Origin of the sequence: Kitasatospora sp. NPDC004745, assembly GCF_042873275.1 — a bacterium.
In the GTDB taxonomy this organism is placed as follows: Bacteria; Actinomycetota; Actinomycetes; order Streptomycetales; family Streptomycetaceae; genus Kitasatospora.
In genome coordinates this window covers 35366-61112 of sequence record NZ_JBIALK010000040.1, presented here as the reverse complement: position 1 = coordinate 61112, position 25747 = coordinate 35366, and the positions used below count along the sequence as shown (strand labels likewise).

Sequence of the window (25747 nt, the reverse complement as noted above, 5' to 3'; positions counted from 1 at the left end):
GCGGCGTGCAGGGCCTCCTCGGCGATGCCGGAGGCGTAGGAGGCGCCGCCGCCGCCGTGGACGTGCAGGTCGACGAAGCCGGGGACGAGGGTGTGTCCGGTGAGGTCGAGGTCGCCGGGCTCGGGCTCGCCGCCGAGGCCGGCGATGGCGGTGCCCTCGACGGTGAGTCGGCCGCCCTCGACGACGCCGCCGGGCAGGACCAGCCGGGCGCCGGCCAGAGCGATGCGGGAGGGAGTGTGGTCGGTGGTTCTCACGCGGTGTTCACCTCCGGGGGTGCGACCACCTCCCGGGCCGTGACGGGCACCGCGGAGAGATGATCGAAGCTGCTCGAAACGTGGCAAGTGTAGGCAGGTGTGAGCAACTGCAGCCCCGCCCCGACGGGGTGGCCCGGAGCCGCCGAGGGGCGCTGAGGAGCCCTGCGGGCGCCGGGGAGCGCGGTGGAGGCCGACGGAGAGCGGGACTTCAGCACGGGGCGGTGCCCGTCAGCAGGTCCGCGGCGCGGGGAGTCTGCTCGTACAGGACCCGCTGCCCGGTGCGGGTGCGGGTGATCAGGCCGGTGCGGTGCAGGATGCCGAGGTGGTACGAGACGGTGCTGGCGGCGAGGAAGTGCCGCTCGCCGAGCTCCGCGGTGGTGCGGGCGGTCCGCAGGTCCGTCAGCAGCCGCGCCCTGGTGACCCCGAGCAGGTCGCGCACCGGGCTCCCGCCGCCGGGGCCGGGTCCGGACCGGGCCGGGTAGGCGAACATCGGCAGCCGGGTCGCGGGGGCCGGCACGGAGTCGATGACCAGGCGCAGGTCGGTGGCGAACGCCGAGGGCGTCAGGACCAGCCCGGTGGTGTCGGGGATCCGGCCCTGGAGGCGGGTGATCAGGTGCAGTCGGCCGTCGGCCAGGGAGACCCGCGGGTGCAGGGTCGAGAGCATCCCGGAGAGGCCGTCGAAGGCCGCCGTCCGAGCCCGGTGGGTGATGTCGGTCTCCAGGCGGGCGCGCAGCGCCGACCAGTGCGGGGCCAGGGCGGTGTCCCACAGCACCTGGAGTTCCGCGGCCGCCCGCTCCGCGAACTCCTGTTCGCCCCGCTCCAGCGCGTCGCGCAGCGGCACCGGGACGGTGGCCCGGCCGGTCAGGCGCTCCGCGTCGATCCCGCGGGTCATGACGTCGAGCTCCCAGCGCAGCCGGGCCGAGCCGGTGGTGGCTACCGCGTGCAGCTCGTCCTGCACCGAGGCCTCCGGCGCCTCGGGCTGCGGGGTGAGGAAGTCCGGCACGTAGTCCCCGGCGTCGGTGAACAGGGCGTCCAGCAGCACGAGTCGGCGCTCGCGCACGGTCTCGCGGACCAGCCCGCGCCAGCCGCCCGCCCGTGCGTCTCCGGCGGGTCGTGCCCGGCCCGCTCGTGCGTCTCCGCGCAGCAGCCAGAGCACCCCCAGTGCGTTCGCCAGCGGCGAGATCGCGAACCGGGTGTTCGCGAGCACGGCGCGGTCCAGGTCGAGGTGGAGCACGGCACCCCCCGGGTCGGGCCGCGGCCGTCCGGGGCCGTGCGGCGCTGGGCTTCGGAGTCGACAGGAGTCGATGGGAGTCGATCGAACCATCCGCGGGGCGGGCCCGTCACCCGCTCGGGGCAATCGGCGGCCCCCGGAGGCTTCGCGCCGTCCGGTGCCTCCCGCGCCCTCCGGCGCCCACTGTTCAATCATGAGTGTCTGGTCTATCTTTTGCTCATCTTCAAGCATTTACATGCAGGATTGTGCAGGAGGTTCCATGTCCCACGTCGCCGCGGAGATCGCCAGCCAAGCCGCCTGCTGGTCCCGGGCGCTGGAAGCGCAGCCCACCGGCCTCCCCGAACCGGGCGAGCGCGTCGCCGTCCTCGGCTGCGGCACCTCCCTCTACATCGCGCAGGCCTACGCCGCCCTGCGCGAGGACGCCGGCCTCGGCGAGACCGACGCCTTCGCCGCCTCCGCGTTCCCCGGTACACGCCGCTACGACCGGGTGGTCGCGATCACCCGCTCCGGCACCACGACCGAGGTGATCGACGCCCTGCGGCGGGCCTCGGGCACCGCCACCACCGCGATCACCGGCGACCTCGACACGCCCGTCGCCAGCGCCGCCGACACCGTCGTGGACCTCTCCTTCGCCGACGAGCGGTCCGTCGTGCAGACCCGCTTCGCCACCACCGGCCTGGCGCTGCTGCGTGGCCACCTCGGCCTCGCCCCGGCCGACCTGCCCGACCAGGCCCGCCGGGCCGCCCACGCCACACTGCCCGAAGCCGCCCTGGCCGCCGAGCAGTTCACCTTCCTCGGCACCGGGTGGACGGTCGGCCTGGCCAACGAGGCGGCGCTCAAACTCCGCGAGGCCTCCGGCAGCTGGACGGAGTCCTACCCGGCGATGGAGTACCGGCACGGCCCGGTCAGCATCAGCGCCCCCGGCCGCGTCGTCTGGTTCCTCGGCGAGCCGCCCGCCGGCCTGCTCGACCAGGTCCGCGCCACCGGCGCCACCGTGGTGGCCTCCGGCCTGGACCCGATGGCTGAGCTGGTCCGCGCCCAACGACTGGCCGTCGCCCTGGCCGAGGCCCGCGGCCTCGACCCCGACCGGCCGCGCAACCTGACCCGCTCGATCATCCTCGCCCGGCCGTGACCGTCATCGCCCTGGACGTCGGCGGCACCGAGCTGAAGGGCGCCGTCGTCGCCGAGGACGGCACCCTGCTGCAGGCCGAACGCTGGCCGACCCGGCCCGAACGCGGCCCGGCCGCCGTCCTCGACACCGTCCTCGGCCGCGCCGCCGAACTCGCCGACCTGGCCCGCCGGGCCGGGTCGGAGCCCCGCGCTGCCGGCATCGTCGTCCCCGGTCTGCTCGACGAGGCCGCCGGGACGGTCGTCCGCGCCGTCAACCTGGACTGGCACGACGTCCCGATCCGCCCCCGGCTGGCCGAACACCTCGGCCTGCCGGTCGCGTTCGGCCACGACGTCCGTGCCGGCGGCCTCGCCGAGGCCCGGCTCGGTGCGGGCCGCGGCAGCCCCTGCTTCCTCTTCGTCCCCGTCGGCACCGGCATCGCCGCCGCCGTCGTGGACCGGGGCCGCCCACTGACCGGCGCCCTGGGCGCCGCCGGCGAACTCGGCCACCTCATCGTCCGGCCCGGCGGCGAGCGCTGTGCCTGCGGCGGCCGCGGCTGCCTGGAGACCGTCGCCTCCGCCGCCGCCATCGCCCGCCGCTACGGCCGCGCCACCGGGCGGCCCGGCACCACTGCCGCCCAGGTGCACCGGCGCGCCGCCGACGGCGAGCCGACGGCCGTGCGCGTCTGGAGCGAGGCCGTGCACGCGCTCGCCGACGGACTGGCCGCGGCCACCGCGCTGCTCGACCCCGAACGGATCGTCATCGGCGGCGGCCTGGCCCGGGCCGGTGAGGACCTCCTCGGCCCGTTGCGCCCGGCGCTCGCCGAGCGGCTGCCCTTCCGCCCGCGGCCCCGGCTGGTCCGGGCCGAACTCGGCCCCCGCGCCGGCAGCCTCGGGGCCGCGCTGCTGGCCCGCGCCCTCGCCCCGGGAGGCGACCGGTGATCCTCACCGTCACGCTGAACGCGGCCGTCGACGTCACCTACCGGCTCGACCGGGTGGCCCGGCACGGCAGCAACCGGGTCACCGCCCCCGCCGAACGGGCCGGGGGCAAGGGGGTGAACGTCGCCCGGGTGCTCGCCGCGCTCGGCCACGACACCGCCGTCACCGGACTGGCCGGCGGCGCGACCGGCGAGGCCCTGCGCGCCGACCTCGCCACCGCCGGCCTGCGTGACGAGTTCGTGCCGATCGACGGCACGACCCGGCGCACCGTCACGGTGGTCGAGGAGGAACTCGGCGACGCGACCGTCTACCTGGAGCCCGGGCCGACCGTCAGCGGGGCCGAGTGGTCCCACTTCACCGCCCGGTACCGGCGGTTGCTGCGGTCGGCCCGGGCGGTGGTGCTCGCCGGATCGCTGCCGGCGGGCGTGCCCCCGGACGCGTACGGCAGGCTCGTCGCCCTCGCCGCGCAGGCCGGCGTGCCGGCCGTGCTCGACGCCGAGGGCGCCGCGCTGCGGGCCGCACTGGCGGCCGGCCCCGCCCTGGTCAAGCCCAACCAGGCCGAACTGGCCGCCACGACAGGGCCGGTGGACCCGCTCACCGGCGCCCGGCGGCTGCGTGCGGCCGGCGCCAGGGCCGTGGTCGTCTCGCTCGGCCCCGGCGGGCTGCTGGCCAGCACCCCCGACGGCGACTGGCGCGCCCGGCCGCCCGAGCCGGTCCGCGGCAACCCGACCGGAGCCGGGGACTCCGCCGTCGCCGCGCTCACCGCCGGCCTGGTCGCCGGCACCCCCTGGCCCGTGCGGCTCGCCGAGGCGGTCGCGCTGTCCGCCGCCACCGTCCTCGCCCCGCTCGCCGGCAGCTTCGACCCGGTCGAGCACCGGCAGCTGCTGCCCCGGGTGCGGGTGCGGCCGGTGTACCCCGGCAGCCCCGCCCGCCCCGCCGCCCCACAAGGAGACCCATGCCCCTCGTAGCCACGGGCTCGATCGTCGAGCCGGCCGCCCGCCGCCGGCACGGTGTCGGGGCCTTCAACGTCATCCAGCTGGAACACGCCGAGGCGATCGTCGCGGGCGCGGAGCGGGCCGGGGCGCCGGTGATCCTGCAGATCAGCGAGAACGCCGTGCGCTACCACGGGGCGCTGGCGCCGATCGGCCGGGCCACCCTCGCGGTGGCCCGGGCTGCGGCCGTCCCGGTCGCGGTCCACCTCGACCACGTGACCTCGGCCGAGCTGGTCCGGGAGGGCGTCGAACTCGGCTTCACCTCGGTCATGTTCGACGCCTCCGCGCTGGACTACGAGGCCAACGTCCGGGCGACCGCCGAGGTGGCCGCCCGGTGCCACGAGCGGGGCGTCTGGGTCGAGGCCGAGCTCGGCGAGGTCGGCGGCAAGGACGGCGTGCACGCCGCCGGGGCCCGGACCGACCCGGGCGAGGCGGCCGCCTTCGTGGCGAGCACCGGGGTGGACGCGCTGGCCGTCGCGGTCGGCAGCTCGCACGCGATGCTGACCCGGGACGCCGTCCTCGACCTGGAGCTGGTGGCCGCCCTGGAGCGGGCCGTCCCGGTGCCCTTGGTCCTGCACGGCTCCTCCGGTGTGGCCGACGACCACCTGGCCGCCGCAGTCGAACGCGGGATGACCAAGGTCAACATCGCCACCCACCTCAACAAGGCGTTCACCGCGGCCGTCCGGGCCTGTCTGGACGAGCACCGGGAGCTGGTGGACACCCGCCGCTACCTGGGTGCCGGCCGGGCCTCGGTGGCCGCCGAGGTGGCCCGGCTGCTGGGGGTGCTCCGGGCGGCCTGACCCGGCCGACGCCCGGCCGACGCCCGGCCGACGCCCGGCCCGACCGGACCGCTCGGCCCGGCCCGCTCCGGCCGCCATAGTGCTCCGGAAGCCCCGGCGTCAATGTGCTGACGCGGCGTCATGACCGGTTCCGGACAAAGGTTCGTCATCGGCCGTGTTCATCTGATCCGCACGGTACTTCCACATCTCCTCCGCGTAGGGTGGCCCACGTTCCGCCGCCGCGGACCCGCGGCCGGGACGTCTTTCCGCATGCCCACCGACCCGACAGGAGTGAGTCGTCCATGAACATCCGCCACCTGGTGACCCGGCTGACGGCCGCGGTCGTCCGCCGGGGCGTCGGCGCCACCGGCGCCGCCCTCGCCCTGATAGCCGCCGTCGTCCTCGGGGGCACCGTCGGGGGCATGTCCTCCGCCGCGGCCAAGCCGGCCGGCTGGGGCGGCCCGGGCCAGTGGTCCTGCTCGGGGGCGCCGGTGCCGGCCGGGTGGGTCATCACCGGCTACGACCGGACGGGCTGTCAGGGCGCGGGCTCCTGGTACCAGCAGCCCGCCGCCGACGGCCTCTACACCTGCTCGGGCTCGCCCGTCGTCACCGGTTACGTGATCACCGACCACCAGCAGGCGGGCTGCAACGGCATCGGTTCCTGGCGGCACAACCTGGCCAAGGACGGCATCTGGACCTGCTCGGGCTCGCCCGTCGTGACGGGCTACGTGATCACCGACCACGTCAACAACGGCTGCAACGGCATCGGCTCGTGGCGGCACAACCTCGCCAAGGACGGCATCTGGACCTGCGGCGGCTCCCCGGTGGTCGCCGGCTACGTGATCACCGACCGCATCATCAACGGCTGCAACGGCGTCGGCGCCTGGCGCCACAACATCGCCCGGGTCGGCATCTGGACCTGCCCCGGTTCGCCCGTGCCGCCCGGCTTCCGCTCCACCACCTACTCGGCCTCCGGCTGCAGTGGCCTCGGCGCCTGGGTCCTCGCCCGCGCCTGACGCACGATCGGCACCCGGTGCCGGGTGACCTGTTCCACCGCGAGGGCGCCGCGCCTCCCCCGTACGCGGCGCCCTCCCGAGCCCGCCCGCCGGCCGGGCCGCGCAGGCCCCCGGGCGAACCCGCCCGGGGGCCCGCGCGTGCGTGGCCGGACAACGGCCCGCCACCGCACTGCTGGGCGGGCGCCGCAGGCACGCCGGAGCGCCGGCCACCGTTGCGGGTGACCGGCGCTGCCGGGGATCTGCGCGGTTCGGCCCCGCACCCCCGCGCTGAGGGGGCGGCGCCGACCGGTTCATCAGGTGTGGACGATGCCCTGGGTGGCGTAGCCGTCGCCGTTCCAGTCGCCGGTGATCGGGGTGTCGCCGGAGTCGCCGTACGAGGTGGCGGTGACGGTGCCGTCGTCGTGGCGGAGGTAGAAGGTGTGGTTGTCGGGCATGTAGACGCCGATGTTGGTGTGGCCGGTGTGGTCCCAGTCGCCGGCGAGGGGGATGCTGTTGGGGTTGCCGAAGGTGATGGTCTGGTCGGCGCCGCCCGCGGTGTTGCTGTTGCGCAGGTAGAAGGTGCTGGTGGCCGGGTCGTAGAGGCCGACGGTGACGGTGCCGTTGCCGTCCCAGTCGCCCGAGACCGGCCGCCAGTCGCCACCGTTGCCGAAGGCGAAGGAGTTGACGCTGCCGTCGCTGTTGCGGAGGTAGAACTTTCCGCTGTCGGGCATGTAGACGCCGATCTGGGAGGTGGTGCCGTCCCAGCGGCCGAGGACCGGCCGGTTGCCGGGGTTGCCGAAGGTCAGCGTGGCCTCGGCGGCGCTGCCCGAGTTGGCGAGGTAGAACGTCGAGGTGGTGGGGTCGTAGGCGGCCTGGGTGTCGGTGCCGTTCCCGTCGAAGTCACCGGCCAGCGGGACGAGCGGGGTGCTGCCGAACGCGAACGACGCGCGGGTGGCGGTGGTGGAGGACGCGCTGTCCGACAGGTACCAGGTCAGCGTCTTGCTCTCCGGCTGCGGCGGGGTCACCGGCCCGGAGCCGTCCGGGTAGGGGTTGGCGCGGTCGGCCGCGAGGCGGGCCTTGGGGCCGCAGACCGGCCAGGCGCCCTGGCCCTGCACGGCGAGGACCTTCTCGGCGATCAGGATCTGCTGCTGCTTGGTGGCCTGGTGCGGGTAGGCCGCGTACTGGCCGCCGCCGTAGCCCTTCCAGGTGCTCAGGTTGAACTGCAGGCCGCCGTAGTACCCGTTGCCGGTGTTGATGCTCCAGTTCCCGCTGCTCTCGCAGTCCGCGACCTTGTCCCAGGTGGCTATCGAGGCGGCCTGCGCGGACTGCGGGGCGACGCCGGCGAGGCAGGCGACGGCGAGGGCGAGCGGGCCGGCGGTGCGGGCGAGGGCGCTGGTGAAGCGGGGCATGGCTGATGGACTCCTGTCAGAGCGGGGCAGGGAGGGTGATGGTGCGTGCCGGCCCCCGACGACAGGGCGGAGCAGGGCCGCGGAGCGGCCCGTCCGAACGGTCAGGGGGTGCCGGCGGGGCGGAGCCCACAGGCAGGGTGACGGTGGGTCGCGTCCCACGATGACGCGTCCCGCCCTGCTGCCCGGGCCGTTGCTTCCCGGCGGCGATCACCAGCTTCGTCGCTGCGGAGAGGGAGCGGAAGGCCCGTCAGCTGGACGCAAGCGGCCCAGGACGGTTCCGGTCAGGGCGCGACGGGGAAGCCGGACGTCCGGGCGGAACGGGCAGGCCCGAGCCGGTGGACGTGCCCCGCCGGGCAGCACGAATCCGGCGCCCGTGGGGGCGCCGGGGGAGGATGCGGGGGGAGCGGGTGCACCGTCGGGCGGCGCGCTGCGTCGCCCGCGGCCCGGTCAGGCCGGTGGGGGTGTCAGGGTGCGGCGCAGGCCGGGGCGGGCGAGTTCGGTGAGGGCGTCGGCGTGGCCGAGGAGGCCGTGGGCGCCGAACGGCTCGACGGAGGCCAGGGAGCGGGCCGCGTCGGCGAGGCCGAGGTGGAGCTCGCCGGTGCTGCCGTCCGCCGCCCGGAAGGTGACCGTGCGGGCCTCGGAGAAGAGGTCGAGGGCGCGGTCGCCGGTGAGGTCGCGGTGCACCCGCACGTCGACCCAGTCGCCGGCGGGCCGGGCCCTGGCCAGGTAGTCGAGCCCGGTGGGGTCGGCCACGACGCGGCCGCCGGCGAGCGGGAGCCTGCCGCCCCAGGGCGGGTGGTCGACGTGGCCGACCAGCCGGGCGCCGGGCGAGGGCTCGCCGTCGGCGGGGAGCGGGAGTTCGACGACGAGGTCGAGCGCGAGGTCGGCGCCGCCAACGGTGCCGCGCAGCCGTTCGCGGACCCGCACGCCGCGGGGGGCGTCCCGCATCACCGTGCAGGTCGGGTCCTTGGCGACACCCGTGGGCCGGGCGGTGTCGAGGTAGTCCCAGGCGTCGCGGTAGCCCGTGTCGATCAGGGTGTCGGCGGTGATCCGGCCGGTGAAGAACTCCGGGTCGAGCGGCAGCGGGTGTGCGGGCTTGACCACGTGCAGGACGAACGGCCGTTCCGCGGCGGCCAGTTCGGCGAACAGGCCACCGTTCGCGCTCATCTCGATCATGTGGACGTACTGTTCCAGCGGGCCGTCGCCCCAGTACCGGGAGTTGCCGATGCACCAGACCAGCCAGACCTCCTCGGCCCCGCGGCGCAGCGCCTCGCCGAGGTTGGCGTCCTTGACCCACACCGCGTCGGTCCAGACGTGCCCGTCGCGGCGCAGCGGCGGCATGAACAGCGGCAGCGACATGCCCGCCGTCATCAGGTCCAGGTCGATCTCGGTGTGCGGCACCGCGACGCAGGCCTTGGTGGTGAAGTCGACGAGGTTGAAGGTGCCCTCCAGGGGTGCGGCGCGCACGGCGTCGACGTCGATGCCGAGCGCGGGGAGGACCTTGTGCCGCACCCCGTCGGCGCTGCCGAGGGCGGGCAGGGACCAGGGGCCGCGGAGGTAGTCGCCCAGCGGCAGGGCCGCGTTGAAGTCGTGGACGTCGAGGGCGGACCACCGCCGGGCCATCTCGGCCGGGTCCTGACCGGACAGCAGCATGCCGGTGGTCATGATCCCGCCGGAGGTGCCGTCGACGTGGTCGAAGCCCAGGCCGTACTCGTGCAGGGCCCGGACGACACCGGTCTGCCAGGCGACCCGCATCCCGCCGCCGGCCAGGACCAGGGCGCGTCTCACGGCCGCTCCCCGGTCGCGGCCGGCCGCTGCCCGGTGGTGGCCGGCGTCGTGTCCCGGCGGGCCGGCCGCCGCCACATCACCGCGCACAGCACGGCCGTCGCGAAGTCGAAGGCGGCGACGAGCAGGGCCAGCGGTCCGAAGAGGTCCCGGGCGACGGCGACGCCCACCAGTACGGAGGCGGCGAACTTCTGCAGCCCCACCCACAGCGGCAGGTAGGACGGCGGCGAGGGGGACAGCAGCCCCTGCACGACCAGTCCGCCGATGACGACCATGAACATCCCGACGGTGCCGAAGAGGTGCCGGGTGGTCGGCGTCGACTCCGCCGAGAGCACGTCCAGCAGGGGCCCGGGTGCCACGAGTTGGCACAGCCCGGTGAGCACCGTCACCGCGCCGATCAGCACCAGCACGAGCCGCAGCGGATCCCCGGTGACCCGGCTCGGCAGCAGGCTCACGACGGTGCCTCCGCCCTCAGGGCCGTGCGCCGACGTCGATGCCCGGCGGGTCCAGCCACTGCTGGGAGAGGCCGAGGCCGACGACGCTGCCCAGCGGCTCGCCGTAGCTGCGGCCGGCGGCCTCGCTGGTGAGGAACCAGCACTCGAAGTGGTCGTCGAGCACGCCGCGGGTGGTCGGCAGGTAGCAGGTGAACAGCGGGTCGGGGGCGATGCCGAGGGTGTGCAGCGCGGCGACCTGCGGGGCGTCGCCGATCAGGAGGCGGGCCCGGGCGCGCCGGCCGAACGCGAGGTCGGCCTCGCCCTCGAAGTAGACGAACGACTTCATCAGCATGCCGCGGAAGGCGCAGTAGTTGGCGGCCTTGACGCGCAGCGGCAGGGCGGTGGCCGGCGGGCGGTCGATCGAGAGGAAGGTGCCCAGCCGCCCGTCGACCTGGTACTCGCTGGACACGGTGGCGTCGGTGACCTTGAAGTCGAGGTTGGCCTGGTGCTTGGGCATCCCCCAGATGCCCTTGCCGCCCTTGACCGAGATCTCGCTGCTGACCGGCAGGTCCAGGACGTACTGCCCGGTGCCGAAGACGCCCTGCAGGAGCCCGGGGAGCAGCGGCGGTGCGGGCCGGCTGCCGTGGGTGCAGGCGAGTGCGATGGAGTACTCGATGTAGCGGCCGATGTCGGTGCGCACGTAGTCGACCACGGTGACGACGAGCAGCCCGCGCCGGCCGGGGAGGGCCACCGGGTGCAGTTCGCCGCCGGGGAGCAGCCGGGCGGCGGCCGCGCGGTCGACGGTGAACGCGGCCATCATGCAGGGGGTGTCCGCCGAGTTGACGGGCATCTCGAAGGGGATGCCGTCGACGAGTGCGTTGCGCCCGGCGAGCCGCCGCTGCCGGCGCGGGTAGGGCGAGGGCACGAGCGACAGCCCCAGCCGGGCGAGGGGCAGGACCGGCTTCATGTCGCCAGCTCCTTGAGGATGAGCGGGTAGGTGTCGGTGGCCGCGCGGCGGCCGAGGAAGACGTCGAGGTGGCCGTAGCCGGGGAGCAGGTGCAGGCTGTCCCGGCCGGGCCGGTGGCGTTGCAGGAAGTCGAAGGTGCGCTGCTGGCTCTCGGGGAGGAAGCAGCGGTTCTGTTCGCCGGCGAGCAGCACGATCCGGGCGTCGGTCCTGGGCGGGCGGTCGACGGAGGAGCGCGGCAGGCCGGTGGTGCGGTCGACGGACACCAGGTGGCCGGCCCGGATGCACCGGTTCATCTGGGCGAAGAAGGTCATCGGGACGTCGGCGAACTCGCCGCGGATCCAGTCGTGGGTGGCCTCGTCGAGGTTGGCGTGGGACCACAGGGCGGGCCAGCCGGTGCCGTAGGTGAAGCTGACCATCCGGCAGACGGTGTTGCGGCACTCCGGGTGGGTGGCGCGCACGAAGGTGACCAGCAGGCGGGAGAGCACGCCGTCCGGCCGGTCGCCCCAGCGGGGGGAGATGGCCGGCAGGGCGTGGGCGATGAGCGGTGCCAGGCGGGCGATCTTGAAGGTGGAGAGGCCGGGGACGACGGGGTGCAGCGACACGGCGTTGCTGACCACGGTGTCGACCTCGGGCAGCAGCCCGGCGGCCAGCGCCATCATGAACGAGGTCGAGCCCTGGCAGTGCACGACGGCCTTGAGCCGGTCCGCGCCGGTGGCCGCGAGCACGTGGGCGACGGCTGCGGGGTGGTCGTGGGCGGCCGCCTGGTCGAGCGTCCAGGGCGTCGGGGGGAGGTCGATGGAGGCGCGCCAGTTGAACAGCCAGACGTCCCAGCCCTCGTCGATCAGGGCGTCGACGAAGGTGCGCGGCAGCGGCGGGCGGAACAGCTCGGCGCGCACCCCGGCGCCGTGGGCGACCAGGACGGGCCCCCGGGTGGGCGGGTGGCGGCCGTGGACGCGGACCAGGCTGAGCGGCCGGCCGTCGAGCGCGGTCAGCGGCCGCACCTCGGTGACGTGGTCGCGGCGGGTGGTCGGCCTGCTGGGCGTGTGCGGCCCGGTCGCCGCGGAACGGGTGGCCCCGGTGGAGGTGGTGGTCATGGTGTCCCGGCCTTCCCGGCGGTGCGCGCGACCACGACGGGTTCCTCGATCAGCCGTACGGTCGGCGGCCGGGCGGGCACCGGCCGCCTGCCGAGCGACGGGTCGTCCTGCAGCCGCCAGTCGCGGCAGATGCGGTCGAGCGTCAGCGGGTAGAGGGTGAGGTCGCCGTCCGGTGCGAGGTGCAGGCGCAGGAACCCCTTGTACTCCTCGACGGACTGGCCGGACATCTGCCATTCGGCGGCGGCGCCGTGGCGGGCCGACAGCACCCAGAGGGCGAAGACCTCGGAGCCGAGGGCGCCGCCCACCAGGCCGGCCAGCACCAGGCAGGAGACCAGCACGGCCCAGCCGGACCAGTCGGCGGGGAACGGTACGGCGACGCACAGGGCGAGGACCACGAGCGCGACGGCGACCTGCACCAGGACGGCGACCAGTCCGGTGGAGGGCGTGGCGCGGACGTGCGGCCGGACCAGCCGGTAGGCCCAGCGGAACGCGAACAGGACCGCGACCGCGCCGCACAGGCCGCCGACGAAGCCGCCGAGGTCCCCGGCGTCGGCCGTGCGCACGGCGTCCACGGGCCGCAGCACGCCCTCCGCCAGCGCGAACAGGAAGCTCGTCAGCAGGAACAGCACGGCGTGCACGCCCGCGGTGAGTTCGGCGAAACCGGGGTTGCGGCGCGGCAGCCAGGTCCGGGACCAGGGGCGGGCGAGGCCCCGGGAGATCCGGCGGGAGTCGGCGGCGTCGGGGTGGGTGGTGCGGGCGCGGTCGAAGACCGGCGGCGGGTCGTCCTTCTCCCGCAGGCGGGAGCCGGCGGGCGGCAGCGGCAGCGCGGCCGGCAGTCGGTGGGTCGCCGCGAGGTAGGCACCGCCCAGGCCGCAGGTCACCAGCTGGCGGCGCCGCGGGTCGGCGGGCAGGTCGCCGGTGCCGGCCGGTTCGTCGGGGAGCCGTTCGGCGTAGCGGGCGTAGTGGTGCCGGTCGCCGGTCAGCCACAGGCGGATGGCGGCGTCGGTCGGGGTGCGTTCGCCGGTCTGCGGGTCGAGCCGGGTGCGGACGTAGTTGCGGTCGAACCAGTGCAGGGCGTTGAAGGCGTCGACGTCCTTGTCGGCGCTCTTCACCCAGGTGGGCTCGGCGGAGCAGACGATGACGCCGTCCCCGGGTTGGAGGTTGGCCGACAGGTGGGTCTCGAAGTAGCGCAGCTGGGGGTCGTCGAAGTACTCGCCGAGCTGGCTGTCCAGGCCGACCAGCCACCAGCGCCGGGGCAGCTGCACCACGAAGTAGCTGCGGGTCTGCCGGGTCCGCCAGCCGCCGATGGGGCGCTGCTGGGCGAAGACGCGCAGGAACGCGGTGAGGCCGTCGTACCAGTCGTGGTTGCCGGGCAGGGCGACCATGAGGGGTTCGTCGTCGGCGGTGGGGAGGGCGGCCCGGTAGGGGCCCTTCGTCTTGTCCTCGTAGTCCCGGGCCGAGGCGGTCGGGTAGACCTCGTCGCCGCCGAGGACGAGCAGGGCGCCCCGGGGCAGCTCGGTCGCTGCGGGGCCGGGGAGGGTGAGCGAGGGCGCGGCCAGGGCCCAGGCGACGGAGCCGGTGGCGTCGAAGCCGTCGCCGAGGTCGGCGACGAAGTCGAACCAGAGTTCCTGCGCGTCGGGCCGGTGCAGCGGGGCGCGCAGCATCCTGGCGGAGAGCGCGCCCTGGATCTCCCGTTTGTCCGCGTAGTCGGCGAAGACGGTGGCCAGGACGACCTTGACGGCCGTGCGGGCGAGCTGGCGCGGTGCCAGCCAGCGGGTCTGCTCCTGCGGGGTGAAGCCGATCTCCTCGGCGTGCGCGCGCAGTTCGCGGGTCCTCATGCCGGCTCCCTGGCCCGGGCCAGGCGCGGGCCGTAGACGGCCCACAGCTGGCCGAGGAACAGCCGGCCGAACCGCTCCAGCGCGAGTGCGGGGTGCGGGCCCTCGGTGCGGAAGGTGGTCAGCTGGTGGACGAAGGCGCGGACCGGGATGCTGACGACGCCCGCACCGAGCACCCGTACGTCCTCGTCGCCGCCGGGGGGCACGTGGCCGGCGAGCACCCGGTAGTAGAGCGTGGAGGTGTCGTGCCAGAGGTCGAGGCCGCGGTCGTCGTGGACGTCCTTGTGGCCGACCAGGGTCAGCGGGTTGCCGCCGGGGTCGCGCAGGTGCAGCCGGTAGAGCATCAGCCGCCGGCGGGGGTCGGCGGTGCGGGTGAAGAGGTTGAACCAGCCGCGTTCGACGGGCAGCCGGCCGCCGAGGGTGTCGCAGTCGACGTAGCCGACGGCGGTGCCGGGGTGGGCCGGGTCGGCGACGAAGCGGTCCACGTCGTGCGCCGTGATGGTGAGGTGGAACATCAGCTGCCGGTGCTGCGCCCGGCCGAGGGCCCGGCCCTGGCCGGGGTCGGTGACGCCGAGCGCGACGTGGCCCTTCATCTCCTCGGTGAAGGACAGGCTGGTCGGCCCGCGGCCGCCGTCGACGGACGGCACCGGGGTCGGGGGCGGCGCCGGGTTCGGAGCCGGTGCGGCGGCAGCAGCAGGAACAGCGACGGCAGTCGGGGCCGGGGCCGGGGCGGTGGCCGCGGCACGGGGCGCGGCGCGTTCGGCGAGGAGGTGGTCGCAGGCGCGGTCGGCGAACGCGGCGATCGTCAGCGAGGGGTTCGCGCCCACCGGCCCCGGCAGCGCCGAGCCGTCGAGGACGTACATCCCGGGGACGCCGAACACCTCGCCGTGGGCGTCGCAGACGCCCTCGCCCGGGTGGCGGCCCATCGGGGCGCCGCCCAGCGGGTGCACGGTGATCACCCGGTGGGTCCACCAGAGCGGGTTGTCGGCGAACTCGCCGCCGAGCGCCTCGGCGAGCTCCCGCATCGTGGACCGGACGCCCTCGAAGTAGCGGAGCGAGGTCTGCACCGTCCAGTCGACCTCCAGGTAGCCGCCTTCCAGGCTCATCCGGCCGTCGGGGACGTCGCGGCCCATGCCGAGCAGCGGCAGCGCGGAGCCGGAGAACGCGCCCGAGCCGAGCAGCAGTGAGAGCTGCCGGCCGAGGTGGCTCTGCCGGCTGTGCCCGAACCGGGAGCGCAGGCGTTCCAGACCGAATCCGAGCGTCCGCAGCACCTCGCCCGGCAGCTGGGCCTCCTCGGCGAGCCAGCCGACGAACTCCGGGTAGCCGGCGTCCTCGACGTAGTGGCCGCGGCCCGGGGAGCCGTCCCCGTCGAGTTCGTCGCCGACCCGGACCGCGGTCGTGATGACGGGCCCGGTGCTGGCGTCCAGCCGGCGGGCGCCCTGCCCGGCCGCGCCGCCGGTGGCCTTGAGGACCAGCCCGAGCAGGTCGCCGTTGCCGCTGAACCGGGTGCCCAGGGCGGGGCTGATACCGGGCAGGGCGGCGCGGTTGCGCAGCAGCAGGTAGCTGGAGCCGAAGGTGCCGGCCGCGAGCACCAGGCGCTCGCAGGCGATCCGTCGCACCGGCAGCCGGTCGGTGTCGGTGCGGTGCCCCTCGCGGGCGGGGTCGTGCACCACGTAGCGGACTTCGTGGCCGCCGCCGGGGAGCGGGGCGAAGCCGCGGACCTCGCAGCGGGTGCGGAGGTCGGCGCCGTGGTGCCGGGCGGCCGACAGGTAGGTGTGGTCCAGGGTGTTCTTGGCGCCGAAGTTGCAGCCGAGGTCGCACTCGCCGCAGAGCCGGCAGGTGCTGCGGGGTAAGCCGTGCAGGTTGCCGTACTCCGGCTCCGGCACGGGGGCCCCGGGGACGGGCGGACCGCCGGGGCGGGGCGCGAAGGTGACGGCGAGCGGCGGCCGTTCCACCGGCAGGCCGAGCCGGTCGGCGGCCTCCCGCAGCGCGACCGTCTTCGGTGTGTCGGGGTACGGGTACCGTGTCGCGCCGAGCATCCGTTCGACCCGGTCGTAGTGCGGGTCGAGGTCGGCCCGGCTGATCGGCCAGTTCTCGTAGCCGCCGCCGGGCAGCGGGGACTCGTGGACGAACCACTTCTCGTCCTTGCGCAGCAGGACGTTGGCGTAGATCAGCGAGCCGCCGCCCAGGCCGCTGGAGACCACCCCTTCGAGCCCGCGGAAGGACCAGACGTCGAAGAGGCCCTGCATGCCCTCGCTCGGGTCCCAGAAGTTGCGGGCCATCGCGGCGGGCGAGCGGGCGAAGGCGTTGGGCGGGTACGGCTTGCCCCGTTCCAGGACGACGACGGACCGGCCGGCCTCGGCCAGCCGGTAGGCGGCCACCGAGCCGCCGAAGCCGGAGCCGACCACCACCACGTCGGCGTACTCGTCGGCGGGCGGGCCGCCGCCCACCGGGGCGTGCTCGTTCGCTCGTCGGTTCGTCATCGGCGTTCCCCTTCGCCGGACCTCAGGGGCGTCCGCCACTGCCGTGGTGGCGGGCCGACTCTTCAGGTGTGTGTCGGGTCGTCGGGCCGGGCGGCGGGCGCGGGCACCGGGACCGGTGCCCCGCACGGGTGCCGCCCCTCTTCTCCACCATGCGCCCGCGTGGCACCGGTGTCATCCGGACGGCGCAGTCCGGCTTGCGGGCGGGGGTGGACGGGTGTCCCCCTTCGCCCGACGTCGGGCGGCTACTTGACGGAGCCGGCCGTCAGCCCGGAGACGACGTGGCGTTCGATGACGGCGAAGAGGACCACCACCGGCACGATCGCCACCAGCGAGGCCGCGAACACCTGGTTCCACTGCACGCTGTAGGCGCCGATCATGTTGTTGATCCCGACGGTGAGCGGCTGGCGCTCGGGGGTGTTGGTGAGGGTCAGGCCCATCACGAACTCGTTCCAGGCGGCGATGAAGGTGAAGATGACGGCGGTGACGACGCCCGGCAGCGCGAGCGGGAGGGTGACCCGGAAGAGGGCGCCGATCCGGCCGGTGCCGTCGATCATCGCGGCCTCCTCCAGCTCGACCGGGATGGAGCCGATGTAGGCGCCGAGGATCCAGATCGCGAAGGCCAGGTTGAACGCGGCGTTGGCGAGGACCAGCACCCAGACGGTGTCCAGCATCCCGAGCGCGTGGAACTCGCGGTAGAGGCCGACCTGGAGCGCGGCGGGCTGGAACATCTGGGTGACCAGCACCAGCAGGAGGAAGGCCCGGCGGCCGCGGAAGCGGACCCGGGCGGTGTGGTAGGCGGCGGGCAGCGCGACCAGCAGGACGAGCAGGGTGGAACCGCCGGCGACCAGCAGGGTGGTGCGCAGGTTGGCGCCGAGGGTGGTGTCCGTCCACACGCTGGTGAAGGAGGAGAAGTCGAAGCGGGTGGGCAGGTAGCCGTTGTCGCGCAGCTGGTCGGCCGGTCGTCCGGCGGTGACCGCCATGTCGACGTAGGGCAGCAGGAAGAGCGCCGCCAGCGCCCAGGCGGTGGCGGTGAGCAGGACGGTCCGGGCGCGCGGTCGGCGCCCGCCCGGTGCCGGGCGGGCGGGGGTCCGGGGGCGGGCGGTCATCGGTTCTCCTCCTGGTTCCAGCCGCTGGTCCTGAGGAAGAGCAGGACCAGCACGACGACGGCGGCGAAGTTGACGACGGACATCGCCGCCGACTCGGCCACGTCGTAGCCGCGCAGCATGTACATGAACACCGTGGTGGTCGCGGTGTCGGTGTTGGGGCCGCCCTGGGTCATGCCCCAGATCACCGGGAAGGAGTTGAACACGTTGATCAGGTTGACCACGAGGGCGACGAGGAAGGCCGGGCGCAGCAACGGCAGGGTGACCTTGCGGTACGTCTGCCAGGGCGAGGCGCCGTCGACCCGGGCCGCCTCGTACACCTCGTTCGGGACGGTCTGCAGGCCGGCCAGCAGGGTGTAGGTGGTGAACGGCAGCGAGACGAAGACCGCGACGAGGACCAGCCAGGGCTTGGCCTGGGCGGCGTCGCCGGTCCAGGCGCGGGCGTGGTCGATCAGTCCGAGGTCGAGCAGCAGGCGGTTGAGCACGCCGGCGACCTGGTCGAGCATCCAGCGGAAGCCGATCGCGGTCATCAGCACCGAGGCGGCCCAGGGCGCGATCAGCACCCAGCGGGTGATCCGCCGGCCCGGGAAGCGCTGGTTGAACAGCTGGGCCAGGCCGAGCGAGAGCAGCATGGTCAGGCCGACCACGACGACCGTCCAGACGGCCGTCCAGAGCAGGACGTCGGGAAGTCGCGGATCGGCGAACAGCTTGCGGTACTTGACCAGTCCGGCCGGGCCGTGGTCGGTGCCGGAGGTGTCGATGCGGCGCAGCGAGGTGCGCACCATCTCGACGACCGGCCAGACGACCACGACGAGGATCAGCAGGACGGCGGGGCCGATCCAGGGCAGCGGCCCGAGGCGCGGCAGTGCGGGGCGGCGCCGGGCCGGCGGGGCCGGCCGACCGGTGCGGTCGGGCCGGTCGGGGCCGGCGGTGCGGGTGCCGTCGACGGCGGGTGAGGACACGGTGTCGGTTCCCTCGGCTCGTCGCCCGGCTACTGCCCGGCTTGTTCGGCGGCCTGCTGGAGCGCGTCCAGGGCCTTCTTCGGGTCCTTGAGGGCGCTGCCGATCTGGACCTTGACCTGGGCGGAGACGCCGGGCCACGTCGGGTCGCTCAGCGGGTAGAAGGTGGCGGTCGGCAGGATCTGCAGGAAGGGCTGGAGCGGCTTGCCGTCCGGGTCGGCCTGCATGGCGGTGAGCGCGGAACGGGTGACCGGCAGCAGGTTGTACTCCTTGGCGAACCGCACCGTGTTCTCCTGGCGGTAGGCGAAGTCGAGGAAGGCCTTGACCTGGTCCTTGTGTCCGCGCTTCTTGAAGGCCATCACCCAGTCGCCGACGCCGAGGGTGGACTTGGTGGCGCCGTCCTTGCTGGGCATCGCCGCCCAGCTGACGTCCATCGCCTTGACGTCCGCGAGCTGGCCGGGGAAGCCGTTCATCATCCCGACCTTGCCGGAGGCGAAGTCCTTGGTGAGGTCGGTGCGGTTGACGGAGGCGGGGCTCTGCTCGGTCAGGCCCGCGTCGACCCAGCTCTTCAGCCGGCCGAAGGTCTCCACGTTGGCGGGGGAGTTGATGGTGTAGGCGCCGCCGGCGTCCTGGTAGCCGCCCTTGTTCTCCAGCATCCAGATGAAGGACTCGCCCTGGGCCTCCTCCCGGCCCAGCGGCAGGCCGAGCGGGACCTCGACGCCCGCGGCCTTGAGCGCGGTGGCGGCGGTGGTGACCTCGTCCCAGGTGGTGGGCGGTTTGGCCGGGTCGAGGCCGGCCTTGCGGAAGAGGGCGTTGTTGATCAGGAACATCCGGGCGCTGGAGACGAACGGGATGCCGTACTGGGTGCCCTCCTGGGTGCCGGCCTTGGTCATCGCGGGGATGAAGTCCTGGGCGGTGTCGGGGGAGAGGACGTCCGTGGCGGGGTAGAGCTGTCCGTTCTTGGCGAAGTCGGCGTACCCGCCGGTCTGCAGGACGTCGGGCTGGTTGCCGTTCTGCACCATGGTCTTGACCTGGGTGTCGATGTCGTTCCAGTTGATCACCTGGAGGTCGACCCGGATCTTCGGGTTCTGCTGCTGGAAGGCGGAGATGACGCCCTGCCAGTACTCCTGGCCGGGGTTCTGGCCGTTGGAGCCGTAGTCGGCGGCGACGAACCTGATCGTGGTGACGCCGTCGGCCGAGGTGGAGCCGTCGGAGCCGCTCCCGCACGCGGACAGCGCGAGTGCCGCGCTGGCCGTGGCCGCCGACAGGGTGAGAAGACGCCGCTTCATGGATTCCGCCTTTGCGCGTGAGGCCGTCCCGGGTTGTTCCAGGCCCGGCGAGGTCGTGCAAGCGGGAAGCATGCACGAAGATGATTACTCGGGGCTGGGTCGAGTCATGATTGAGCATCGGGTGAAGGAGAGTGTGCATCTCTGACGGCCCGACGGGCCACCCGCGTTACCGAAGTGTTGCAGTGTGGACACGGCTCGACCATGACGGAGGGCAGCCCGTTGGCCCTTGCGCGTTCTTGCTCAACCGCTGAGCTGTGGGCGGAATCAGTGCAAGTTTGAGCAGCGAAGAAGGAGGGTGCGTCGCCATTCGGGGTGGCGGTGATCCTGCTCAATATTGATCGGTGCATGCCATTTGAGTCAGTTCTGCGCAGCCCGGCCCGGGTCCCGCTCCGGGCTGACGCGGGAATCCGCTCTGGTGGAGTGCCCTGTCGGGCCCGAGAGCTACACTCCGGTCATGCTCAAAGCTGATCGCGCGGCCCGGATCCTGTCCCACATCGGTGAGGTGGGGAGCGCGGACGTGCACGCGCTCTCCGAGCTGCTCGGGGTCTCCGGCGCGACGGTCCGCCGCGACCTCCAGGAGCTGCACGAGCAGGGGCTGCTGCACCGCACCCGCGGCGGCGCGGTGACCGGGGCCGTCAACCTCGAACTGCCGCTGCGCCACCGCAGCGAGAAGCAGCAGGAGGAGAAGCGGCGGATCGCCCGGGCGGCCGCCGAACTCGTCCCCGAGGGCGCGGTGGTGGGCCTCAGCGGCGGGACGACCACCACGGAGCTGGCCCGGGTGCTGGCCGAGCGGGGCGGTCTGACGGTCGTCACCAACGCCGTCAACATCGCCGCCGAACTGATCGTCCGCCCGGAGACCCGCCTGGTGGTCATCGGCGGGCTGGCGCGGTCGGCGAGCTACGAGCTGGTCGGCCCGGCGGCGGACCGGATGCTGGCGCAGTACCACCTGGACATCGCCTTCATCGGCGTGGACGGCCTGACCCCGCAGGAGGGCTGCACCACGCACGACGAGATGGAGGCCCAGACCGACCGCGCGTTCCTGCGCAGCAGCGCGCGGTCGGTGATCGTGGCCGACAGCACCAAGGTCGGCCGGGTCACCTTCGCCTCGATCTGCCCGCTCTCCGAGGTCCACGACCTGGTGACGGACGACGGGCTGCCGGCGGCGCAGGGGAAGGCGTTCACGGACTCCGGCGTCCGCCTCCACCTGGCCTGACACCGGGGCTCGACACGCGCGTGCCCCACGACGGGACCCGGTGGGAGCCGTCGCGGGGCGCGGAGCCCGGACGCGTCAGGCGGAGGTCGGCACGGGCCGGACGGCCCGGCCGCCGGCCGGCGCCGCCGCGGAGGCGGCCTCCTGGACACCGCAGGTGATCACCGCGCAGGCGAAGGCGATCAGTGGCGCCTTCCAGCTCCACGGGGCGAGTGCGATGACCGCCAGGACGGGCACCAGGTGCACGACGGAGGCGGCGACGGCCGCCCGTCGCCAGCCGCCGGTGCCGCCCGGGCGGCCGACGGTGACCTGGTGGCGCCGCCAGAGCAGGGCCGCCACCGCGGCGAGCACGGCCATCGCGACGGCGCCCGTCCGGGCCAGGGCGGCGTCGGTCGCGCCGTCGGGGTCGAGTGCGGCCGGGCCGCCGGTGTGCACGGTCAGTGCGACCACGGTCCATCCGGCGGCTGCGGCACCCAGCAGCGACGCCAGGAGGTCCGGCCGCGATCTGCCCCAAGTCGCCCTGGGGCGGCTGATGTTCGATTTCATGCCTCATCCTATCCGGCACCCGCACGCGCCCCGGAGAGCCGCCGGCCCGGGCGCTCCTCCGGCGGGCCGCCGTCAGCCGACGGGCGCCCCGACCCGGGCCGCGTACGCCGCGAGGCCGTCCGCCGTCGCTCCGGCCCAGCCGAGGTAGCCGTCCGGGCGGACGAGGAAGAGTCCGGTGCCGTAGGCCTCGTAGGCCGGGATGCGGACGACCGGGCAGGCGGCCTCCGGAGTCGCGGCCCCGGTGCCGACGACCAGCAGGGTCCAGTGCGGCCCGCGGAAGGCGTCGAAGAGCCTGGTGCCGCCGCGGATCCCGTCCGGAGCGCGGTCGCCGGCCCGCAGGGCGCCCTCGGGAAGGTCGCGCCGGGTCTCCGTGCTGAGCGTCGACTCCCGGTAGCCGAGGCCGAGTTGCTGGGTCGCCCGGCCCCGGCGGACCTCGCCGCGGTGCACCTTCGTCGACAGCTCCAGCATGTCGGCGGCGTTGGCGCGGCGCTCCTCCTGGTAGCTGTCGAGCAGGGCCGGCGGGGCGTCGCCCGCGAGGACCGCGCCCAGCTTCCAGCCCAGGTTGTAGGCGTCCTGGATGCTGGTGTTGAGGCCCTGGGCGCCGGCCGGGGAGTGCACGTGGGCGGCGTCGCCGGCCAGGAACACCCGGCCCGCGCGGAAGCGGTCCGCCAGCGCGGCCCGCGGCCGGAACTCCGAGGCCCACCGGACCTCCAGGACCTGGTCGGGGGTCAGGTGCGTGCGGGTGGCGACCACCCGGCGCAGGCCCTCCAGGGACGGGTCGACGGCGGTGCCCGCCCGGAACTGCGCGACGAGCTGGAACAGCGGCTCCGCGCCGGGCAGCGGGCAGGCGGCCAGCAGGCCCTCGCCGGAGCCCTCGTCGGCGGGGAAGACGTGCCAGTGCTCGCGGTCCAGCCCGGTGAGCAGCACGTCGGCGACCAGGAGCGGATCCGGGTCGACGGTCTCGCCGGTCATCCCGATGCCGAGCAGCCGCCGGACGGTCGAGCGCCCGCCGTCGGCGGCGACGGCGTAGCGCGCCCGGACGGGGCCGGCGGCCGCGAACTCGGCGGTGACGCCGTCCGCGTCCTGGGTCAGGCCGACCAGCTCGTGCCCGAACTCCACGCCGCCGCCCAGTTCGCGGAGCCGGTCGTGCAGGATCCGCTGGGTGCGCGCCTGCGGCAGCATCAGCGTCTCGGTGTACGGCGCGGCCTCCGAGGGTTCGGTCGGGTCGTACATCCGGCGCGAGCCCTGGCGCTCGCCGTCCTGCCAGAACTGGTTCGGCGGGTAGTGCCCGGACGCCGCGCGGACCTCCGCCAGGACGCCGAGGTCGTCCAGCACCTCCAGCGTGCGCGGCTGGAGCCCCTTGCCGCGGGAGCCGGGGAAGAGCGCGGTGCCGCGCTCGACGAGCAGGGCGTCCACGCCGCGCCGGGCGAGGTCGACGGCGAGGGCGAGGCCGGTGGGGCCGGCGCCGACGATCAGGACGTCCGTGTGCACAGCCGTCTCCGAGGAGGCCATGGCCACTCCTTAACGTTGTTAAGTGGGTTGGTGGCGGAAGCATCCACTTAACGGCGTTAAACTGTCAACCGTGACCCCGCAGAAGTCCCCCAGGCTCGACCGGAAACTGGTCGCCGACACCGCGCTGAGACTCCTCGACGAGGTGGGCCTGGACGGGCTCACCCTGCGCGCCATCGCCGCCGAACTGGACGTCAAGGCGCCCGCGCTGTACTGGCACTTCAAGGACAAGCAGGCGCTGCTCGACGAGATGGCGACCGAGATGATGCGGCGGATGAACTCCGCCGGGGAGCCGCCCGCCGGGGACTGGCGCGAGGCCTACCGCGCCGCCATGCACGGGCTGCGCGCGCAGCTGCTCCGCTACCGCGACGGCGCCCGGGTCTACAGCGGCGCCCGGTTCACGGACACCTCGTACGCCGCCGGGCTGGACGCCGGGCTGCGCCTGCTCGTCGACGCCGGCTTCACCCTGACCGCGGCCGCCCGCGCCTGGTACACCGGCTACAGCTACACGATCGGCTACACCGTCGAGCAGCAGGCGATGGGCCCCAACCCCTTCGTCGGCGAGGCCGGGTACGACCTGGAAGCCCGCGCCGAACGCCTCGCCGCCCACCCGCTCGCCGCCGCGGCGGGCCTGGTGATGTTCGGCGACTTCGACGAGGGGTACGCCCAGGGCCTGGAGGCGATCCTGGTCGGCATCGACACCTGGCGCACCGGCCGCGCCTGACCCCCCGGTCCTGCCTGGCCCCCGGGCCTGCCTGGCCCCCGGGCCTGCCTGGCCCCCGGGCCTACCTGGCCCCCGGGCCTACCTGACCCTGGCCACGGGGCGTCCGGAAGGGGCGGTGGGCCCGGGTCCGGCGCGGCTCAGCCGAGCGAGGCGCGGGTGCGGCCGGGGCGGGGCCAGCTGCGGTGGTCCTGGTCGATGACGTAGTGGTGGCCGTGCTGCCAGCCGCCGGCGCGGGCGGGGTGGGCGTCGGCGAGGTGGGGGTGCCCGGCGGGCAGGTCGGTGTGCAGGTGGTCGAGCGCGTCCGGGTCGTGGGCCGGCCACAGGGCGGCGGCGCCCACCGCCCCGGCCAGCGCGAGCAGCCCGAGCGTGACGGCGGTGGCGGGCAGGCCGGCGCCCGCCGCCAGCCAGCCGGCCAGCGGGTAGGTGAGCAGCCAGCAGCCGTGCGAGAGCGAGAACTGGGCGGCGAAGGCGGCGGGCAGCTCGGCGTCGGTCGCGGAGCGCCGGATGAGCCGGCCGCCGGGGGTGAGGACCGCCGAGCTGCCGGCGCCGACCAGCGCCCAGGCCGCCAGCAGGGCCGCCCACGACCAGGCGCCGGGCCCGGTGGCGGTGACCGCGCCGACGGCGCCCAGGACGGCGGGCAGGGCGAACGCGGCGGGCAGCATCACCGCCCGGTCGCCGACCTTGGCCAGCAGGCGGGGCAGCAGCAGTGCGGTGAGCATCGAGCCCGCGCCGTACGCGCCGAGGGCGAGCGAGACGGCGCCAGCCGGGCGGTGGAAGTGGTCGCGCACCACCACGACGGTGTCGACGAAGACGATCGCCCCCGCGGCGGCGACCGCGAGGTCGAGGGCGAGCAGGGCCCGTAGCCGCGGGGTGGCCCGGAACAGCCGGCCGCCGGCCCGGACCCTGGCGCGGCCGTCGCCGGGGCGCCCGCCGTCGGACCGCTCGACGGGCGCGGGCCTGGGCAGCACGGTGGAGACGACCAACGCGGCGGAGGCGAGGAAGCCGGCCGTCGTGCCGAGGAAGAGCCAGTCGTAGCTGACGGCGGTGAGTAGCAGCGCGGCGAGCGCCGGGCTGAACAGTGATTCCAGGTCGTAGGCGAGACGGGACATGGACAGCGCCCGGGTGAAGTCCCGCTCGGCGGGCAGCACGTCCGGGATGGTGGCCTGGAAGGTCGGGGTGAACGCGGCGGAGGCGGCCTGCAGCAGGAGGATCAGCAGGTAGACCTGCCACACGCTGTCGACGAACGGCAGGGCGAGCGCGACGCCCGCCCGGGTGAGGTCCATCCCGGCCAGGAGGGCCCGCCGGGGTATCCGGCCGGCGAGCGCGCCGGCGACCGGGGCGACCGTGACGTAGGCGACCATCTTGATCGCCAGTGCGGTGCCGAGTACGGCGGAGGCGTCGGCCCCGGCGAGGTCGTACGCCAGCAGCGACAGGGCGACGGTGGCCAGTCCGGTGCCGACCAGGGCGACGACCTGGGCGGTGAACAGGCGGCGGTACGCACGGTTGCGCAGTACGGACAGCATGGCGGCCCCGTCCGGTTCGTCGGTGGGAGTGCCGCACCATCATAGTCAATGCGTGCGTACCTGTGCACCTGTTGTGCGGATGGCCGCCCACGGCTCCCGGGCCGGTGTCCGCGCCCCTCTGGCGGTGTCCGCGCCCCGCCGGGGGTGGCGGTCAGTCGTGCGGCGGCAGGTGGCCGATCTGGTGGTCGGCCACGTTGAGCGCCTCGTCGACGAGCCGGCGGAGGTGGCCGTGGCGCAGCGAGTAGACCACCCGCCGGCCGTCCTTGCGGGTGGTCACCAGACCGGCCAGGCGCAGTTTGGCCAGGTGCTGGCTGACGGACGGCCGGGCCGCGCCGGTCGCCTCGGTCAGGGTGGTGACGTCCGCCTCGCCCCGGCCGAGCCGCTCCAGCAGTGCCAGCCGGGTGCGGTCGGCCAGCATCGTCAGCACGGACGCGGCCACCTCCAGGCGCTCGCCCCCGCGCTGGTGCGAGTGGTGTGCAGCTGCCGGAACCTCGCCGTTGCTCATCCGGCCATCGTAGGCCCGGCCGCGTGCACCAGTGCGCACGCGTGCCCGGCGGTTGCCGGTCGAAGCGAGCGCGGC

The 25747-nt window shown here is 74.7% G+C and carries 22 protein-coding genes and 1 pseudogene; 7 read left to right on the top strand and 16 right to left on the bottom strand.

What is annotated here, in order from left to right; translation table 11 throughout:
• Positions 1-254 (bottom strand): annotated as a pseudogene (locus ACFYUY_RS37685) (N-acetylglucosamine-6-phosphate deacetylase); the annotation flags it as partial.
• A gap of 208 nt (positions 255-462) precedes the next feature.
• Positions 463-1488, bottom strand: a complete 1026-nt coding sequence (locus ACFYUY_RS37680; protein WP_387907672.1) for an ArsR/SmtB family transcription factor — start codon at positions 1486-1488, stop codon at positions 463-465.
• Positions 1489-1744: 256 nt separating this feature from the next.
• Between ACFYUY_RS37680 and ACFYUY_RS37675 the strand changes: the two genes are divergently transcribed.
• The 5 genes from ACFYUY_RS37675 to ACFYUY_RS37655 all read left to right on the top strand — a co-directional run bounded on the left by ACFYUY_RS37675 (position 1745) and on the right by ACFYUY_RS37655 (position 6318).
• Entirely contained in the window at positions 1745-2617 is an 873-nt protein-coding gene (locus ACFYUY_RS37675; protein WP_360222609.1) for a sugar isomerase, read from the top strand.
• Complete coding sequence (locus tag ACFYUY_RS37670; RefSeq protein ID WP_360222606.1) at positions 2614-3534, top strand: ROK family protein; 921 nt, start codon at positions 2614-2616, stop codon at positions 3532-3534. The genes ACFYUY_RS37675 and ACFYUY_RS37670 overlap by 4 nt, the downstream gene beginning before the upstream one ends.
• On the top strand, positions 3531-4499 hold the full coding sequence (locus ACFYUY_RS37665) for a 1-phosphofructokinase family hexose kinase (protein ID WP_387907669.1): 969 nt from the start codon (positions 3531-3533) through the stop codon (positions 4497-4499). Before ACFYUY_RS37670 ends, ACFYUY_RS37665 begins: the two co-directional genes overlap by 4 nt.
• The gene (locus tag ACFYUY_RS37660; protein WP_387907667.1) at positions 4487-5323 is read left to right on the top strand and encodes a ketose-bisphosphate aldolase; all 837 of its coding nucleotides are present in this window, start codon (positions 4487-4489) and stop codon (positions 5321-5323) included. The genes ACFYUY_RS37665 and ACFYUY_RS37660 overlap by 13 nt, the downstream gene beginning before the upstream one ends.
• A gap of 281 nt (positions 5324-5604) precedes the next feature.
• Positions 5605-6318 carry a hypothetical protein gene (locus tag ACFYUY_RS37655; protein ID WP_387907664.1) on the top strand — a complete coding sequence of 238 codons (714 nt, stop codon included), beginning with the start codon at positions 5605-5607 and terminating at the stop codon, positions 6316-6318.
• A gap of 293 nt (positions 6319-6611) precedes the next feature.
• Here ACFYUY_RS37655 and ACFYUY_RS37650 read toward each other — a convergent pair whose 3' ends face one another.
• From ACFYUY_RS37650 to ACFYUY_RS37605, 10 genes are all read right to left on the bottom strand, one after another.
• Positions 6612-7706, bottom strand: a complete 1095-nt coding sequence (locus ACFYUY_RS37650; RefSeq protein ID WP_387907662.1) for a transglycosylase family protein — start codon at positions 7704-7706, stop codon at positions 6612-6614.
• A gap of 447 nt (positions 7707-8153) precedes the next feature.
• Entirely contained in the window at positions 8154-9494 is a 1341-nt protein-coding gene (locus tag ACFYUY_RS37645; protein ID WP_387907660.1) for a patatin-like phospholipase family protein, read from the bottom strand.
• Complete coding sequence (locus tag ACFYUY_RS37640) at positions 9491-9946, bottom strand: hypothetical protein (protein ID WP_387907657.1); 456 nt, start codon at positions 9944-9946, stop codon at positions 9491-9493. The genes ACFYUY_RS37645 and ACFYUY_RS37640 overlap by 4 nt, the downstream gene beginning before the upstream one ends.
• A gap of 16 nt (positions 9947-9962) precedes the next feature.
• Positions 9963-10892 carry an acetoacetate decarboxylase family protein gene (locus tag ACFYUY_RS37635; protein ID WP_360222585.1) on the bottom strand — a complete coding sequence of 310 codons (930 nt, stop codon included), beginning with the start codon at positions 10890-10892 and terminating at the stop codon, positions 9963-9965.
• The gene (locus tag ACFYUY_RS37630; RefSeq protein WP_387907654.1) at positions 10889-11986 is read right to left on the bottom strand and encodes an esterase/lipase family protein; all 1098 of its coding nucleotides are present in this window, start codon (positions 11984-11986) and stop codon (positions 10889-10891) included. Before ACFYUY_RS37630 ends, ACFYUY_RS37635 begins: the two co-directional genes overlap by 4 nt.
• The gene (locus ACFYUY_RS37625) at positions 11983-13824 is read right to left on the bottom strand and encodes a hypothetical protein (protein WP_387907652.1); all 1842 of its coding nucleotides are present in this window, start codon (positions 13822-13824) and stop codon (positions 11983-11985) included. The genes ACFYUY_RS37630 and ACFYUY_RS37625 overlap by 4 nt, the downstream gene beginning before the upstream one ends.
• Positions 13821-16304 (bottom strand): GMC family oxidoreductase, encoded by a 2484-nt coding sequence (locus ACFYUY_RS37620; protein ID WP_387907649.1) that lies wholly within the window; start codon positions 16302-16304, stop codon positions 13821-13823. The genes ACFYUY_RS37625 and ACFYUY_RS37620 overlap by 4 nt, the downstream gene beginning before the upstream one ends.
• 242 nt (positions 16305-16546) lie before the next feature.
• Positions 16547-17410: a carbohydrate ABC transporter permease gene (locus ACFYUY_RS37615; RefSeq protein WP_360222745.1), complete on the bottom strand. Its 864-nt coding sequence runs from the start codon at positions 17408-17410 to the stop codon at positions 16547-16549.
• A complete protein-coding gene (locus ACFYUY_RS37610; protein WP_387907647.1) occupies positions 17407-18369 on the bottom strand; it encodes a carbohydrate ABC transporter permease in 963 nt (320 codons plus the stop codon). The genes ACFYUY_RS37615 and ACFYUY_RS37610 overlap by 4 nt, the downstream gene beginning before the upstream one ends.
• 29 nt (positions 18370-18398) lie before the next feature.
• Positions 18399-19655 (bottom strand): extracellular solute-binding protein, encoded by a 1257-nt coding sequence (locus ACFYUY_RS37605; RefSeq protein ID WP_387907645.1) that lies wholly within the window; start codon positions 19653-19655, stop codon positions 18399-18401.
• Positions 19656-20109: 454 nt separating this feature from the next.
• Between ACFYUY_RS37605 and ACFYUY_RS37600 the strand changes: the two genes are divergently transcribed.
• A complete protein-coding gene (locus ACFYUY_RS37600; protein WP_360222751.1) occupies positions 20110-20868 on the top strand; it encodes a DeoR/GlpR family DNA-binding transcription regulator in 759 nt (252 codons plus the stop codon).
• A gap of 75 nt (positions 20869-20943) precedes the next feature.
• On the opposite strand, the gene ACFYUY_RS37595 is transcribed toward ACFYUY_RS37600, so the two are convergent.
• Entirely contained in the window at positions 20944-21315 is a 372-nt protein-coding gene (locus ACFYUY_RS37595; RefSeq protein WP_387907642.1) for a hypothetical protein, read from the bottom strand.
• A gap of 168 nt (positions 21316-21483) precedes the next feature.
• Positions 21484-22923 (bottom strand): FAD-dependent monooxygenase, encoded by a 1440-nt coding sequence (locus ACFYUY_RS37590; RefSeq protein WP_387907640.1) that lies wholly within the window; start codon positions 22921-22923, stop codon positions 21484-21486.
• Between the two features lie 70 nt (positions 22924-22993).
• Here ACFYUY_RS37590 and ACFYUY_RS37585 point away from each other — a divergent pair, with 70 nt between their 5' ends.
• The gene (locus ACFYUY_RS37585; protein ID WP_387907639.1) at positions 22994-23644 is read left to right on the top strand and encodes a TetR/AcrR family transcriptional regulator C-terminal domain-containing protein; all 651 of its coding nucleotides are present in this window, start codon (positions 22994-22996) and stop codon (positions 23642-23644) included.
• A 137-nt stretch (positions 23645-23781) separates the two neighbouring features.
• On the opposite strand, the gene ACFYUY_RS37580 is transcribed toward ACFYUY_RS37585, so the two are convergent.
• Together ACFYUY_RS37580 and ACFYUY_RS37575 are read right to left on the bottom strand one after the other, a co-directional pair.
• Positions 23782-25167, bottom strand: coding sequence for an MFS transporter (locus ACFYUY_RS37580; protein ID WP_387907637.1), 1386 nt, complete (start codon positions 25165-25167; stop codon positions 23782-23784).
• Between the two features lie 151 nt (positions 25168-25318).
• Positions 25319-25672: a metalloregulator ArsR/SmtB family transcription factor gene (locus ACFYUY_RS37575; protein ID WP_360222765.1), complete on the bottom strand. Its 354-nt coding sequence runs from the start codon at positions 25670-25672 to the stop codon at positions 25319-25321.
• Positions 25673-25747 lie beyond the last annotated feature (75 nt).